This window comes from Geopsychrobacter electrodiphilus DSM 16401, assembly GCF_000384395.1.
GTDB lineage: Bacteria > Desulfobacterota > Desulfuromonadia > Desulfuromonadales > Geopsychrobacteraceae > Geopsychrobacter > Geopsychrobacter electrodiphilus.
Genome location: NZ_ARWE01000001.1, coordinates 230,850 through 246,472 on the forward strand (window position 1 = coordinate 230,850; position 15,623 = coordinate 246,472).

Below are 15,623 nucleotides of genomic sequence, written 5' to 3' on the forward strand. Positions count from 1 at the left end.
TTAGTCAATCTGGATGGAGTCGGCAAGTCCGCTCCTTTTCCAGTAATTAAATGCCGAACCAGTTAATCGGTTTGGGGCTATGGTTTTGGAAAATATGTTTGACTTCGGTGTATTCCTCAAGACCGCTACGGCCGAGTTCGCGGCCCAGGCCGGATTGCTTGTAGCCACCCCAGGGGGCCTGGGTAAAGTAGACGTTGAAGTCGTTGACCCACACTGTACCGAAGCGCAGCCCTTTGCTCAGACGGTGAATCCGGTCCGGGTTGCGGGTCCAGAAACCGGCGGCCAGTCCGTAGATGCTGCTGTTGGCCCGATTCATTGCCTCAGTTTCGTCGCTGAAGGTCTCGATGCTGATCACCGGTCCGAACACCTCTTCCTGGACGATGCGCATGTCGTTGGTACAGGCGGTGAAGAGGGTCGGCAGGTAAAAGAAACCGGCCTGCAGCTCTGGGTCGTCCGGACGCTTGCCGCCGAGCTCGAGTTTGGCCCCTTCTTCCTGGGCAATTTTGACGTAGTTCTCGACCTTGGCGCGGTGTTCAGCTGAAATCAGCGGCCCCATCTGGGTGCCCTCGGCAAAGCCGTCACCGAGACGAATTTTTTCCATCCGTGCCTTGAGCCGGGCAACGAAGTTGTCGTGGATTGATGCTTCAACCAGCAGCCGTGTTCCGGCGGAGCAGATCTGTCCGGCATGGAAAAACACGCCGTTAAGGGCATAGTCGACGGCGACGTCGAGATCGGCGTCGGCAAAGATGATGTTGGGATTTTTGCCCCCCAGCTCCAGGGCGATCTTCTTCACATTGCCGCTCGCCGCGCGCATGATCGCTTTGCCGGTCTGCAGGCTGCCGGTAAAAGAGATCAGGTCGACATCCGGACTTTCAGCAAGCTCGGCGCCGACGCTGACGCCGGGTCCGAGGACGGTATTGATAACCCCTGAGGGGAAGCCGGCCTCGATCGCCAGCTCCGTGACCCTGATGGTCGTAAGTGGAGTAATTTCGCTCGGTTTTATGACGACAGTACAGCCCGCCGCCAGAGCCGGCGCCAGCTTCCACGAGGCCTGCAGCAGGGGGTAGTTCCAGGGCGAGATCTGGCCACAGACTCCAACCGGTTCGCGTATCACCCGGCTGCTTGAGTCGGCGATCGGCGAATCGATGACTTCACCGGCGTCCTTGTCGGCGAGTCCCGCATAATAACGGAAGATCCCGGCGATATCGTCCATATCCCAACGGCTCTCCTCGACGGTCTTGCCGGTGTCGAGGCTCTCAAGCACGGCCAGCGATTCGCGCTCGCGCTCGATCAGTTCGGCCAAACGGTAGAGGAGTGCGCCCCGGGCAGCGCCGGACTGTTCCGACCAGATACCGCTATCGAAGCACTGACGCGCCGCCGCAATCGCGGCCCTGGCCTCTTCGCGATCACCTTCTGCGACGCTCGCGATCACTTGTTGATTGAAGGGGTTGATTATCTCTCTGGTTTGCCCGGTTGCTGCAGGGACCCAGTGACCACCGATGTACATCTTCTGCGTGGTTTCACTCATTTTTTCACCCCATCGTCATGCTTATAAAAACCGGCCGGTGACGGAGTATCCGGATAATTGCCGAGAATCAGGTCGGCGGCTTTTTCGGCCACCATCATCACCGGGGCGTAAATGTTGCCATTGGTGATCGCCGGAAAGATCGAAGCGTCGACTACCCGCAGATTCTCCACGCCGTGAACCCTGAGGTCGGCATCGACCACGGCCATTTCGTCATAGCCCATCTTGCAGGTGCAGCTCGGATGATAGGCGCTTTCTCCTTCGCGGGCGACGAAGTCGAGAATCTCTTCGTCGGTCTGCGCCTCTTTCCCGGGCGACAGCTCCTTGCCGCGCAGATCATTGAAGGCCGCCTGGGCAATGATGTCGCGCGAACACTTGATCGCTTCCACCCATTCGCGCCGTTCCTGGTCGGTGGAGAGGTAGTTGAAGAAGATCTCCGGATAATCGCTCGCCTGTTTCGATGTGATCTTGACGTGACCACGCACATCGGTATTCATCGGTCCGACGTGCAACTGAAAGCCATGCCCCTGGGCGGGCGCCGAGCCGTCATAGCGGATGGCGATCGGCAAAAAATGGAATTGCAGATTGGGATAGGCGACCTCTTTGTTGCCGCGGATAAAGCCTCCGGCTTCAAAATGGTTGGTAGCTGCTGCGCCCTTGCGGCGGAACAGCCAATCAAAGCCGATCTTCGGCTGGTTGTACCACTTGAGGGCCGGGTACATGCTGACCGGCTTGGTGCAGGCATACTGAACATACAGCTCCAGGTGATCCTGCAGGTTCTCGCCGACTCCGGGGAGGTCGTGGACCACATCAATGCCGAGACCCTTCAAATGTTCGCCGTTGCCGATACCGGAGAGCTGAAGTAGCTGCGGGGAATTGATCGCCCCGCCGCAGGAGATGATTTCATTCCCGTAGACCTGATAAGTCTTGCTCCCCCGGCTGTATTCGACGCCGATCGCTTTTTTCCCCTCGAAGAGGATCCGCGTAGCCATAGCCCGGCACTGGACGCGGAGGTTCGAGCGGTTCTTGATCGGATGGAGATAAGCCCGGGCGGAGCTGTAGCGACGCGCCCGGTAGATGTTCTGGTCAAAGCGACCGAAACCCTCCTGCTGATAACCATTGACGTCTTCAGTCTGAGGATGTCCGGCTTCCTCGGTGGCCTTGAAGAAGGCGTCAAACAGCGGGTTGTCGCACTCCGCCGTCGTCAGATAGAGCGGACCATTGGAACCGTGGTATTTGTCTGCCCCCTTCAGCCGGGTTTCAGACTTTTTGAAGTAGGGGAGGCAGTGGGCATAATCCCAGTTTTCCAGCCCCTTGTTGCTCCCCCATTTTTCGTAATCCATGGCGTTGCCGCGGATGTAGATCATGCCGTTGATACTGCTCGATCCGCCGAGAACCTTGCCGCGCGGCTGGGCGATGCGGCGATCGTGCATCTGCGGCTCGGGGGCCGATTCGTAGAGCCAGTTGTAGGTCTTGTCGGTCAGCAGGTAGGTCAGGGCCGCCGGCATGTGGATGCGGAAATCCCACTTGAAGTCGGGTTTGCCGGCCTCCAGGACCAGTACTTTGTGCTGCGGATTTGCGCTCAGGCGGTTGGCCAGCACGCTGCCGGCTGATCCGCCACCGATAATGATAAAATCGTACATCTGCTTTTTCATGGTCATAATGTCCTATCCCTTTTTGGAAATATTAGTCTGCATTTGGTGTCGGTTTGTCGTCCGCCAGGTTTGCGGGACGCTGCGCATCCTCTACTTCCGCTGCGCAACGCTGCAGCATTTCGTAGTGAGCACCGACCGAAGCTTGTGCTCGTAGCGGTTCATTGTCTGCAATATGACGGGCCGTTTCGTCCCAGTTCGCGACGGTTTTCTGTCGGTAGCCCGGATCTTCATACAGGGCGTAATCCTGCGAGCTGAAACCGAGCTGCAGAGCCCGCATGATCCACTCGAAGATCGGGTTCTTGGTCATTTTTGCCAGACGGATATTCAGTTCGCGGTCCATATCCCCCAATGCTTCCATATCCGGCTCTGCTTGCTGAAGGCATTCCTGCAGCTTTTCGACCTCTGTCACCAGCTGTTGCTTCTCGGTGTCGTCGGCACGCGCGATCGCCAGGGTGGTGATAGTGCGATCGATGCTCTCTCGAAATTCTGCGATATGGGCCAGGCCGATATGCTGTTGCTTAAGAAACAGGGCCAGGGATTCGCTCACATTGCTGACGTCGATCTGCTTGACATAGGCGCCACCCCTGGCCCCTTTACGGATTTCGATCAGGCCTTTTTGCTTCAGCGCGCGCATCGCCTCCCTGATCACCCCACGACCGGTTTTGAACTGCATCTGGAGTTCCCGCTCACTGGGCAGGCCCTCCCCTGGCTTAATTTTTTCATCCATAATTGCAGCTTCTATCTGTAGCGCCACATCCTCGCCGGCGCGACCGATCCTGGCCGGTGTAAACAGGAAATCTAAATCCATACCTAGTGGACCTTTCTTTATTGGTAGTACCTATTTGCCAATCCTGAAGGTTTTTTGCGAGGAGGATTGATATAATGGGCAAAATATTTCAAAAAATTGGGATATTAACTACAAAACTGGAAGGGTAAGTTGTCTCCGACCGTTTAATGGTAGGACCAATCTACACGTTGCTGGTGCTTGCGTCAACTTTTATGGCTGAAAAAATCGGATAGGGGCCGGGTTGCCAGCTTAGTTCAATTCAGCGGTAGGTCAGAGAGGTGTGCATCGCAGGGGGGGTAGATTCATATTGCAAGTGCACCATCTGAAGCCTCATCAAGAACTTCTTGGGGTGTCCGGTAGCCAAGGCACTTTCTCGGGCGGTTGTTGATCTTCTGTATCACTTTGGCCAACGCTTTTTCTGATACGCGCTTAAAGTTCATCCCTTTTGGGAAGTAGAAGCGCAGCAAGCCATTGATGTTTTCATTCGCTCCACGCTGCCAGGCGGAATAGGCGTCGGCAAAGAAAACCTTGAGGCCAGTCCCGGCTTCCAGGTCTTTGAATCGTGAGAACTCTTTACCGTTGTCCAGGGTCAGCGTATGGCAAATCCCTTGCGGCAGTGACTGATAAGCCGGAATCGCTGATGCATTGAAGGTCTCGGCTTTTCGGTCCGGCAATAAAGACGCCATGAGATAGCGGCTTTTGCGTTCAATATGGGTGGCAATAGCGCCTGAACCTCGTCGGCCAAGGACCAGATCTGCTTCCCAGTCACCATAGCGACCTCGTTCGGCAACAACCTCAGGCCGCGTTTCAATGCCGACCCTGCCGGGGATGAATCTGCGACCGGCACCGTAGCGTTTCTGCCGTCTGCGGCACTTATGCCGTCTTCGCAAATGGCGATGCAGGTTGCCACCCTGCTCGGCGTCGAGAAACACCCAGCGGTAAATGGTTTCATGACTGATCCGCATGCGTTCGTCATGAGGGAACTCTGAACGCAGGCGTTGAGCGATGACTTCTGGCGGCCAGTCTTCCCTGAGTTTGGTATCGATGTACTGAACCAGTGGGGGATGACTCTGACGCCGGTAACTTCGCGCTCTATGCCGATTTATTTCAACTTGTCGCTCGATAAAGTAGTACCAGTAAACTCCGCCTGGGTAGGTTGGACCATTACGCTTGAGTTCACGACTGATGGTCGTGTGGTGTCGTCCCAGGCGACGAGCAATCTCTCGCAAACTGAACTTCGCCACCTTTAAATGGCTGATGACATACCGATCTCTTGGAGTAAGATGTGTGTAGGGCATGATGGATTCCTTTCTGGTGTATTGGTTGCTCGCACTTCCAACATTACCAGAAACCCCATCATGTCCTGCTTTTTAGCCCGTGTTACGGGTGGTGCACTTACGAATAGAATCTACCGGGTATCTAAGTGAGTAAGGGGTGCATGTTCTGGATATGCCGAACATTATCGGTAAGGGGAACAGGGTTTAACATCGAATTCTGTAGATGGCGGGGAACCCTTTGTTTTGGTAAACTTTCTATGCTGGTGGTGTGGCTCGTGGGGTCAGTGACCTGCTTTTTCCGATTCCCTTATACCTGAAAGGCCACCCCCGTCATTTGCATCATTCGACGAACTGTCCCGGGCCGGATTGGCGGCGAGCCTCTCTATCGCACTAAAATACCTGGTCTTTTAAAGGGATTTCATTGATGATCGTTTATGGCTGTGCTAAATTGTGGGCTTGAGGATTTTTCAGTGATAGAGGGGCGCACAATGGCGGGGAAAATCTGCTATTTATAGATAAGGCGTTTTCGGTCGTGGAGCCGGGGCGTCTTTTTTGGTTTATTCAGGATCAAGGATAAACCCCTTTCGTTCTAATAAGTTGTCTCCCTCATACGGCTGGTGCCGAAGTTGTCGATGACTTATTCTTCTGGATGATTGGTTTAAGGCCCTATGCATAATCTGGATCAGCCGATATCGCTTGCCAGGATTCTGGTCGTGGACGACGAGCTGTTCATGCGGGTTACCCTGCGCGATATGCTGGAGGACAGTGGTTACGCGGTAACCGACGCGGAAAGCGGCACCCAGGCTCTTGGCCTGGTCGCTGCGGGGGGGATTGACGCCGTTCTTCTCGACATCGTCATGCCCGGCATGGACGGTTTTGAAACCTGTGTCGCCTTGCGCGGGATGGCAGAGGGGAAACACCTGCCGGTCCTGATGGTCACCTCCCTCGAGGACGAAACTACCGTCAACCGGGCCTACGCCGCAGGGGCGACAGATTATCTACCTAAACCGGTCAATCAGACCCTGCTACATCACCATTTGCGCTATGTGTTGCGTTCCAGTCAGTTGTTCGAAGAACTCCGCCAGCAGCAGGAACGTCTGGTTGTTGCCCAACGGATCGCCCGCCTCGGCCATTGGGAGTGGGACGCGCAAAAGGGCCAGCTGCTCTGCTCTCTCGAAGCGAAACGGGTTTTCGGACTGACGCAGAGCACCCCGGCAGCATCTCTCAACCTTGAAACCCTGTTGAGCAGGGTTCACCCCGAAGACCGCTCCGCCTTCCGCACCGCTTTGCAGCAAACCCTTGATACCGGAAACCCCAGCGATCTGGATCATCGTCTGCTTTACCCCTGCGGCACCTTGTACTATGCCAATTCGCATCTTGAGACCGGGGACAGCGCTCAAGGCCGCGGCAGCATCCTCACCGCGACCATCCAGGATATTACCGAACGCAAACAGGCCGAAGAGAAGCTGCTGCTGTCAGGAAAAGTTTTCGACCACAGCAGCGAAATGATCCTGATCACCGACGCCGATTTAATCATTATCGACGTCAACCCCGCCTGTTGCAGTCTGACCGGGTTCGAGCGTGCCGAACTCGTCGGCAGCAGCATCCGGAGTTATCCATCGACCAATCAGGATGAACATTTTTTTCGCAGACTATGGGAATCCCTTACCCAATTCGGGCGCTGGCAGGGAGAGTTGTGGAATCGGCGCAAGGATGGTGAATCCTTCCCGACGCTGGTTGCCATCAGCAATGTGACCAATGAACAGGGGGTTATCACTCACTATGTGGCCGTCGCCACCGATATCTCCAAACTGCGTGAAACCGAGCAGCGCCTGCAGTATCTCACCCAGTTCGATCCCCTCACCGATCTGCCCAACCGGGTGCTGTTTTACGACCGGGTGGAACAGGCCCTGGTCCACTCGCGGCGCAACAGCGGGGTGTCAGGCGTGCTGTTTCTCGATCTCGACAATTTCAAAGAGATTAACGACACCTTGGGCTATCAGGCCGGAGATCTGGTCTTGCAGATGTTCGCCAGACGACTGGTCAGTGGGGTGCGGAAGATCGATTCGGTCGCCCGGCTTGGAACCGACGAATTCTCGGTTATCCTGCGCGAACTCAACTGTAACGAAAGCGCCGCCCTGGTCGCGCAACGGATTCTGGATGCCTTGAATCAGCCGTTCGAGGTCAACAACAGCGAATTCTTCTTGACCTGCAGTATCGGCTTGGCGCTCTTCCCCGCGGATGCCGATAACTCCGAAGACCTGATCAGAACCGCCGAAAATGCCATGCAATTCGCCAAGGCCCAGGGCAAGAATAACTATCAATTCTTCAGTAAAGAGATGAACAGTCAGGCTCAGGCGCGTCTGAAATTGAAGACCGATTTACGCCGCGCCCTGGAACGCCAAGAGTTTCTGCTCCATTATCAGGCAAAGTTCGACAGCCAGACCACAGAACTCACCGGGCTTGAAGCCCTGGTCCGCTGGCAACATCCTGAGCGGGGCCTGGTGCCGCCACTCGAGTTCATCCCCCTGGCCGAAGAGACCGGTCTGATCGTGGCTCTCGGCGAGCAGGTTTTACGTATGGCCTGCGCCCAGAACCGCGAATGGCGGGACCGCGGCTTCGCACCGATCCGCGTGGCGGTCAATCTTTCGGCCAATCAGTTTCGCGACCCCAATCTGCTCTCGATGGTCAGCCGTGTCCTGGCCGAGAACCGGTTGCCGGCCGATGCCCTGGAACTCGAAATCACCGAGAGTGCTTTGATGCAGGATACCTTGGAAGTTGCCGAGACTCTGCAGCAGTTCAGATCCATGGGGATTCGGATCGCGTTGGATGATTTCGGAACTGGATATTCATCCCTCAGCTACCTCAAGCGCTTTCCGGTCGACACCCTGAAGATCGACTATTCCTTCGTCAAAAATATCTTCGTCGATGCCGGAGATGCCGCCATTGTAGAAGCCATAATTGCCATGGCCCTGAGTCTGAAAATGCAGATTATCGCCGAGGGTGTCGAAACCGACGACCAGCGTAATTTTGTGCGGGATCGGGGCTGTCAGGAAGTCCAGGGTTATGTCGCTGGAATGCCGCTGCCCGCCAGCGGAATCGAATGTTTTTTCCAGCAGCGGCAGGCAGCGCCCCATCCATAAGTCGCTACCCTTGCGGCAGAGCTGAACTCCCGTGTTGGTTTTCTGCGAACACTCTTGAACAGCTGTTCCATTTAACTTAGATTTTAAAAACTATTTGAACTCCATTATTATTTTTGGGTGATAGATGCCATGTTTTTGATTTCTTGCGGACCTATGTCTTGAAATGATAGTGCCACAACACGTCTGATCTACCATCAAAAGAGAACCGCCCTGAAAGGTATCACATAGAATTTACTCAAGAATTTGACTCTTGAGCGTCTCGAAGAAAACCTTTATCGTGGTGCGTAGCGACATCGGCAGTTCAAATGTTTGCGGCGGTCAGGTCTTGGGGCTTCATCTTCTGAGAATACGTCTGCGCCATCATTGCCCCTCTGACCCATTGACATGTTCAGCCAATCCAGCACGATGAAGTTCAACGATATTGTCAATTCCGCTATGGCTAAATAATTGCTCATTACCTGCCGATAAGAACGTGTCTCTGTGGCAATGCTGCGCGCAGTTGAACTCTCTGGCGCAGCACCCGGCATACCGTACTTAAATGAAATAATGCCCTTTTCTTTAACCCTAATTAGCAGCGGAGGCTGAGGTATGGAGAATCGTTTTTTTTCTATGGGTGAGGTGTTGGTTTCTATCAAAAAAAGCAATATCACTGACATCGACGAACGCGCCTCTCGCATTCAGGCCTACATCGATCATGCAAACAGTGGCAGCGGTTATGAATATGACCGTTTCCTTGAGTTTGGTGCCTCGAATTTTGGCAATGTCGTCACGGAAAATTCAGGGAACAAAAAAGAGTGCATCCTCTGGTGTGTAAACCATTACCTGAGTCTCAACCGAAATGCGAACGTAATAGCGCGGGCGCGGGACACCTTGCTAACCTACGGGACCGGCTGCGGAACCTCAGCGGCTTCCTGCGGCATGAGCTCTTTGCATAAAGAACTTGAGTCGAGGCTGGCAGGTTTAGTTGGCAAGGAGAAGGCTCTGCTTTATCCGACCGGGTTCACTGCCAATACTGCTGCTATCTCATACCTGACCGGGAAGGAAGACCTGATTATTTTCGATCGTGAGAGCCACTCATCAATCATCAACGGCCTCAAGCTATCCGAAGCAAAATGGATCTCGTTTAAGCACAATAACGTGCAGGATTTGGCCCTTAAACTTAAGAGGTACCGCAATTCCTACCAGAATATCTTTGTCCTGGTCGAGGCGGCCTACTCGATGAGTGGCGATTTGGCGCCACTTAAAGAACTGGTGTCCCTCAAAAAGGAATTTGGCTTCTACCTTTATGTCGATGAGGCCCATACTTTTGGCATCTATGGTGACAAGGGCCAGGGTTACTGCCATGACCAGGGGGTCAGCCAGGATGTTGACTTTATTATGGCCACCCTCTCCAAGTCGACGGCAGCAATCGGAGGGTTCGTTGCCGCTAAAAAGGAGTATTGCTCCCTGCTGAAATGGTCTGATCCCTATGTTTTTCAGGCATGTATCCCGCCCGCAGACGCCTCCGTCATTCTCGCCTGTCTCGATGAGATCGAGCAGCGGCCCGAAATGATCAGCGAACTTCACGCTATGAACAGTTATATGCGGGGCCTTTTACTCGAAAAGGGTTTCAATCTCGGGGAAAGCCAAAGTCCCATTATCCCAATCTTTATTGAAGATCATAGAAAGCTGCAAATGGTTGCTCGGGATCTTTACCAGCAAGGGGTCTATTCGACGCCCATCTGTTTTCCCGCCGTCAAAGTGGACGAGGGGAGAATCCGCCTCATTCTCAACGCGGCCCATACCAGAGAACACATCCACGCCACGGTCGAAGCGCTGGAGACTGTCTGTAAACGACATCAGGTTATTGGCGGTCAGGAAGATTCGGTAACGGGACTTTACAACCGCGCCTTTTTCGACGAAAAGCTGGAGAAAGCATTCAATCTGGCGGTGCGACAAGAACAGCCACTTTCAATTGCGATCGTCGCCGTCGATAATTTCAGGCAGATCTTTACCAGTCATCCAGCAGGGACTGGAGATAAAATATTGAACGCCGTGGGTGGCATAATCAACGCTTCAATGAGGTCCAGTGATATAGCAAGTCGCTATGACGAGGAAGCCTTTGCCCTAATGTTTTTTAAAGCAGAGGTCTCCGACATGAAAGTGCTCTGTGAACGGCTGATCGACAGGGTTCAGCAGAATGACTGGTCCGCTATCTGTGCCGGGGAGAAGGTGACCGTCAGTATCGGCCTGGTCGACTCACGCGGTACCACCACCACCGGCGCGTTGATGAAGAAAGCGCTGGAATGTCTCGATCGGGCGCAGCAGATGAAAGGCAGTCACGTCTCAAGTTAGACGAAGCCCCATGACGCTGAAGCAGCCGTGGACTTTTCACTGTGGTTCGGGGAAGTGGTTGAGTTGACGGCAGTCGGATGGTTGGTGAATGTGGATCATGGGGGTTCACTCTCTCGAAATTAAACGACCCAACCAAATTATTAAATGGTTGGGCCAGATAGAATCATTGAGTTGTACCGGGAAGCGGACAAAGTCACTATCAGGTTTGCAGACAAGATAAGGGTGAAATCATGAAACTATTAGTTATTCCCTTTCTACTTCTGGTTTTTGGTGGCTGTACAACAATGGTGCCAGTCGAATTAGCACCAAAACAACTTCATGACAAAATTACTACTTCAGATATTGTTAAGGTCGGACAGAGCGTGAAAATTGTAGTAACTGATGGTTCTCATCATGAATTCAGGGTAACAGAGATTACAGATTCCCATATTTCTGGCAAAGATGTTGCTATCCTGATAGCGGATATCGTCGCACTTGAAACAAGTGAGTTTAGTGGTGGGAAGACAGCCCTTTTGGCCGGAACGGTGATAATGACACCGGTATTAATTCTTACCATCATGTTGATATCAATGGGTGGAGTTTTGGCCCTGTAACATTTTTTGTTTAAATGCCATGCTTTGCAAGTTATTGAGTGTATTGCGGGGGCCTTTCCGTGGAAACAGAAAAGCCCGATCCAATGTTATCTGATCGGGTCGTATAGAAAATAAAAAAGCGGAGCCATTTCTGACCCCGCCTTTGTTTTAGCTGAATTCGTTACACCTTCTGCTCTATGCTTGTCTCCGCTTCCGTCCGTACCAGGCAAGGCCTAAAAGGCCAAAGCCGAGGAGGATGATTGTAGATGGTTCGGGAACCGGTTGAGTATCATTTAATTCAATAGACGTCTCGATTTTTAAATTTGACTGGGTAGTGTGGCGTTCTGCAAAGAAGAAATCAAAATCATAACTCTCGCCATCATTCAGCCCCAAATTGTCTAGATCCACAGACGCAATTGCTGCCGCGTGGATGCCACCAAGATCAACCACAAGCTGCTTGTTGATAAAAACCCAGACATCATCATCACCTGTAAAGTTAAATGTTTGTCCTGACTTATAGGTGAAATCAGTATGTAGTTCGTATGTAAAATGAAAATTGTGCCCGGATCCTGGATAATTACCTAGAAGTAAATTGTCGATTGGAAAGAAACTGCTGTTTTGGTAAGAAAAAATGCCATTTCCTGGAGAGGTTTCATTTAGTGTAATTGTGTAGTCCATCACTCTAGCAGGATCGGAAATGTTGTACCACTCGTTGAAAGATGTGGAGCTGGCGATACTATCGTTAGCCGCTCCTTGATAAACCGGCTTGCCATCCGTACCCAGGGTGTTTTGAACTATCCCCGTTATAACTGCACCTGTATAAGATGCTTGAAAGTCTGAATTAAGTGCCGGTGTAAAATCTCGCACTGTTCCTGTGAGGTTGATAGATGTTGCTGAAGCCATAGTCGCAGTTGACAGCGTGATTATAAGTATTGAGATCCCAGCCAGATAACGTTTCATTAGATTCCTCCATTAGGCAATATTTGGAGAACTTACTGTGCAGTATTAGTGCCGACGTCTAACTTACTGAAATTACATTAGAATCCGTGACACATTGAGGTTGTGTAAACTTTTTAGTCAATTTCCCACTGTTGAGCCAGCGATTAGGGCCAATGCTGTCGGGTTTTTTTACAGTCTTATACCAAAATGCTGTCCAGAAGCACCCCGCTCCAGTCAATGTCCCCGGAGACGTCGTCCCAGAAGCATTTCTCGGATCGGTCCGCCCAGGGTGAAACTTCCCAATCCACTCATTCCGTAAACGAAAGAAGCCCCCGGACCAGAGACGGACCGGAGGCTTTCTTTTGTCATTTTCGACTTGCAGACTCGGGATGCGAAGCCGTCGGAAATTATCAATAAAAGGCTAGAGGGTTTGAACCTCCGACCCTTCTACTTTAATAGTCGGCCCTGAAGCATCGGTTGCTTGGAAAATACAACAAATTTGCATTATCAAGCTAAGGGGAATAACCTGATTTTATGTAAAGTAATGAGTTTAATTTACCCCGAAAGGTGATTAAGAAATGAAGTGTCCTTTATGTAAGGGTAGAGAACATGTAGAAATTGACCTGCATGCAGAGGGCTTCTCCCAAGATGCTCGTGAGTGCGGTGACTGTGGCGCAATTTGGACATTCTCTGGTGATGCTCTCAAGATTATCAAGGGCCGTGTACAGCAACGACAGAAAGTCTGCACAGAATTTGTCTGCCCAACCTGCAGAAGCATAGTCAACGCTGAAACCGATTTGGATGCATTTAAATTCCACGAAGAGCTTTATAAGTGCGCTGCTTGTGGAACGGTTTGCTCTATTGCTCACGATCAAGTGAAGGTAGTTAAAAATTCACAAAAATGATCGTTCCTTTATTCTACTGGTGGCCAGGTGTAATCAGGCGACTATAATGTAACGAGATAAAATTGTATTACAAAGGTCCGTCTTAGTTCAGTTGGAGCATCCCTATACATCCCTGGGTTGTCAGGGGATTGACACTCTTAAGGAGTAATGCCCCTAGCCCTTTGGTTATGTTATCGCATCATTAGTCCTAATACCTTTGCCATTTTTTTCTAGCTCACCGCATCATTGCCCTATCCCGTTGGTCCGATAGTATCTCACAAAGACAAATGTACCCAATGTGACTGTTCCCTGGCGTTAAACGCTGAGGGCGCGACAGAAAGATCTCTAGGCTAAAATAGTTTGCGCTGGAGAAATGTGAGTCATAGGGAAAACCGAGGCGGCTATGGTTGGCTGCGTGAAAGCGCCTTCAGGGGCCATTTCCATAAAGGGGTGGCCTAATAAAATCGAGTTGAAAGCATAACCTAACCATTCAAGCCCAAGGAGAAAAGCGATGAAGAAAATATTGAACGCACTCAAACTCTAGCTGACTGTCTTTGCTTGCATGTTGCTGACAATTTGGACAACACCAACTCAAGCACTGACCCTTGACAATGATCAATCGCAAATTTATCTGGCCAGTGGTGGAGGCAGCGGTGGAGGCAGTGGGAACACTGGAGGACAAAGCGGTCAAGGCGTAACAGGTTCATTTAGTCACGAAACCACGGAAATGGAACAAACACGTGAGAGGGAGCAAGAGCGTAATCAAAATCAGGATCAAGTGAAAGACCAGGATCAAGTGAAAGATCAGGACCAAGTGAAAGACCAGGATCAAGTGAAAGATCAGGACCAAGTGAAAGACCAGGATCAAGTGAAAGATCAGGACCAAGTGAAAGATCAGGACCAGGACCAGGATCGAGATAAGGTTCACCAATAATCATATGCTACCTAACAGGCTGCTGGCCTTGATCATTTTGGGCAAAATCAAGTTAAAACCGCGGCTCAATAGGAACTTCTACGAAAAAACAACCTTTATAAAAATAGGAGGTTTGTAAGTTAGAGATGGGCACTATGCGGAAATTGCCTTGACTGTTTCCAGGCCGGCATATCTCAAACTCGAGGAAGGAGGACAAGATGGGAATCGTTACGAGATACTTAGTTGATGGTCCTAAGAGAAAATGGCAGTCGGCAGGGGGGCTGACTCTCTTGCTGACCTTCTTGTTAGTTCTTCCGACGGCCAGTATGGCGGCTAAAGGCGGCATCCCTGGCCCCCCGGCGGGGGATGAAACCTCGAACAACCTGTCGATGCCGGCGGTACAGACCGAGTCGGTGAACTCGATTCCGGCCAACTGGAGCACACCGACGGAGCCGGTGCTCGGCGTCCACTATTCCTATGGCTGTGATAAAGGGGAAAGCGACGGTAGTTTCAGTTACCCAAACACATCCTGTGTTGACAGTCTGTCAGATCCCACAGTCTTTTACGACGCCACTGAGTGTACTGACGCCGTGATGCCTTCACCCTGCGAGGGGCTACCAGTCGATCGAATCTATTGGCAGAAGGTTGACGTCAACGAGTGGTGGGCCGACGACGACGGGATATCCCCCGACCCGGGGCATGTCGCGTATGTGGATTGGGGTGATGCCCTCGAGGCGGTCTCCTGGAGCGAGCGCTCGGTCATCCGTGTGGAAACTCAGCCTTACAGCAGCCAGATCCCCGATTTCGACCCCGTCATAAGCTGCTATGATGCGGCCATTGCTGCTTCGCTGGATCCGGAAACGGCCTGCAAGGTGGGCTTCCAGATGTGGCACATAGGCGGTCAGGGTATCAATGAAAACTGGGGAGTTCGGGCTGATGAAACCGCGGTCTCGTATAACTACGATTCGCCGTTCCAGATCATCAAGACCGGCAACGCTCGACTGAATTTGACCAAGCTGGCACCAGGGTCGGCGACTTGCCCAATGCCTGGTGGCAATTCCGGTGATTCATCACCTCTCGGGGAAGATGGGATTTGGACCGGTACCGAGTGGCAAGGGACCTGTACCTATTCGGATGAGCCCTATAGTGTCGAGACCAGCGTCGGCGGAAAGTACGTCTACGGCTTCAACTGGCGCATGAAGAACGTCGAGTTGGATTCGCATTGTGCCGGATGGGAAAAGACCGGTTTCTGGCGTCTGACCTTCTATGCCCCAGAGGGCGACGTGATGTTCAGCGATCCGAACGCCCCGAATGTCGCGCCGCCGGCCGTGCCTTCCGAGGTGCGTACCTTGCCGCGGGGGACCGATTTCAACACGGTCACTGTGCCCGCCCCTGAGCCGGTAGTGGTGATCCTCGCGGAGGAGGAAGAGGAAGACCCAACGGCGGATGACAGGCTCTACAGACCGGTCATTGACACGGAAAACAACCTGACCTACCTCGACATCTGCATTGTCGGCAAGACGCAAGGCGGTGGTGGCGGCAAGCCTGGTGGCGGCAAAGGTAAGCCATAACCTGGTCATAACAGGCGCAACAG

General features: G+C 52.4%; 11 protein-coding genes. 6 read left to right on the plus strand and 5 right to left on the minus strand.

From position 1 onward, the window contains the following. Window positions 1-46: 46 nt before the first annotated feature. From betB to D888_RS0101145, 4 genes are all read right to left on the minus strand, one after another. Window positions 47-1,528, minus strand: a complete 1,482-nt coding sequence (gene betB, locus D888_RS0101130; protein ID WP_020674682.1) for a betaine-aldehyde dehydrogenase — start codon at window positions 1,526-1,528, stop codon at window positions 47-49. Next, window positions 1,525-3,180 carry a choline dehydrogenase gene (betA, locus tag D888_RS0101135; protein ID WP_033423301.1) on the minus strand — a complete coding sequence of 552 codons (1,656 nt, stop codon included), beginning with the start codon at window positions 3,178-3,180 and terminating at the stop codon, window positions 1,525-1,527. The genes betB and betA overlap by 4 nt, the downstream gene beginning before the upstream one ends. 31 nt (window positions 3,181-3,211) lie before the next feature. Next, window positions 3,212-3,988: a FadR/GntR family transcriptional regulator gene (locus tag D888_RS0101140; RefSeq protein ID WP_020674684.1), complete on the minus strand. Its 777-nt coding sequence runs from the start codon at window positions 3,986-3,988 to the stop codon at window positions 3,212-3,214. 281 nt (window positions 3,989-4,269) lie between these two features. Then, window positions 4,270-5,265, minus strand: coding sequence for an IS30 family transposase (locus tag D888_RS0101145; RefSeq protein ID WP_020674685.1), 996 nt, complete (start codon window positions 5,263-5,265; stop codon window positions 4,270-4,272). Window positions 5,266-5,912: 647 nt separating this feature from the next. Here D888_RS0101145 and D888_RS20320 point away from each other — a divergent pair. From D888_RS20320 to D888_RS0101160, 3 genes are all read left to right on the plus strand, one after another. Further along, a complete protein-coding gene (locus D888_RS20320) occupies window positions 5,913-8,387 on the plus strand; it encodes a two-component system response regulator (protein WP_020674686.1) in 2,475 nt (824 codons plus the stop codon). 588 nt (window positions 8,388-8,975) lie between these two features. Further along, the gene (locus D888_RS20325) at window positions 8,976-10,721 is read left to right on the plus strand and encodes an aminotransferase class I/II-fold pyridoxal phosphate-dependent enzyme (RefSeq protein WP_020674687.1); all 1,746 of its coding nucleotides are present in this window, start codon (window positions 8,976-8,978) and stop codon (window positions 10,719-10,721) included. 230 nt (window positions 10,722-10,951) lie between these two features. Next, window positions 10,952-11,314, plus strand: coding sequence for a hypothetical protein (locus D888_RS0101160; protein WP_020674688.1), 363 nt, complete (start codon window positions 10,952-10,954; stop codon window positions 11,312-11,314). A 174-nt stretch (window positions 11,315-11,488) separates the two neighbouring features. Here the strand turns inward: D888_RS0101160 and D888_RS0101165 are convergent, their stop codons facing one another. Then, entirely contained in the window at window positions 11,489-12,253 is a 765-nt protein-coding gene (locus D888_RS0101165) for a fibro-slime domain-containing protein (RefSeq protein WP_020674689.1), read from the minus strand. A gap of 557 nt (window positions 12,254-12,810) precedes the next feature. Here D888_RS0101165 and D888_RS23525 point away from each other — a divergent pair. The 3 genes from D888_RS23525 (at window position 12,811) to D888_RS0101180 (ending at window position 15,600) form a co-directional block, all read left to right on the plus strand. After that, a complete protein-coding gene (locus D888_RS23525; RefSeq protein WP_083928742.1) occupies window positions 12,811-13,137 on the plus strand; it encodes a hypothetical protein in 327 nt (108 codons plus the stop codon). A gap of 541 nt (window positions 13,138-13,678) precedes the next feature. Next, entirely contained in the window at window positions 13,679-14,050 is a 372-nt protein-coding gene (locus tag D888_RS23865) for a hypothetical protein (RefSeq protein WP_156826915.1), read from the plus strand. Window positions 14,051-14,247: 197 nt separating this feature from the next. Continuing rightward, window positions 14,248-15,600: a hypothetical protein gene (locus tag D888_RS0101180; protein WP_020674693.1), complete on the plus strand. Its 1,353-nt coding sequence runs from the start codon at window positions 14,248-14,250 to the stop codon at window positions 15,598-15,600. Window positions 15,601-15,623 lie beyond the last annotated feature (23 nt).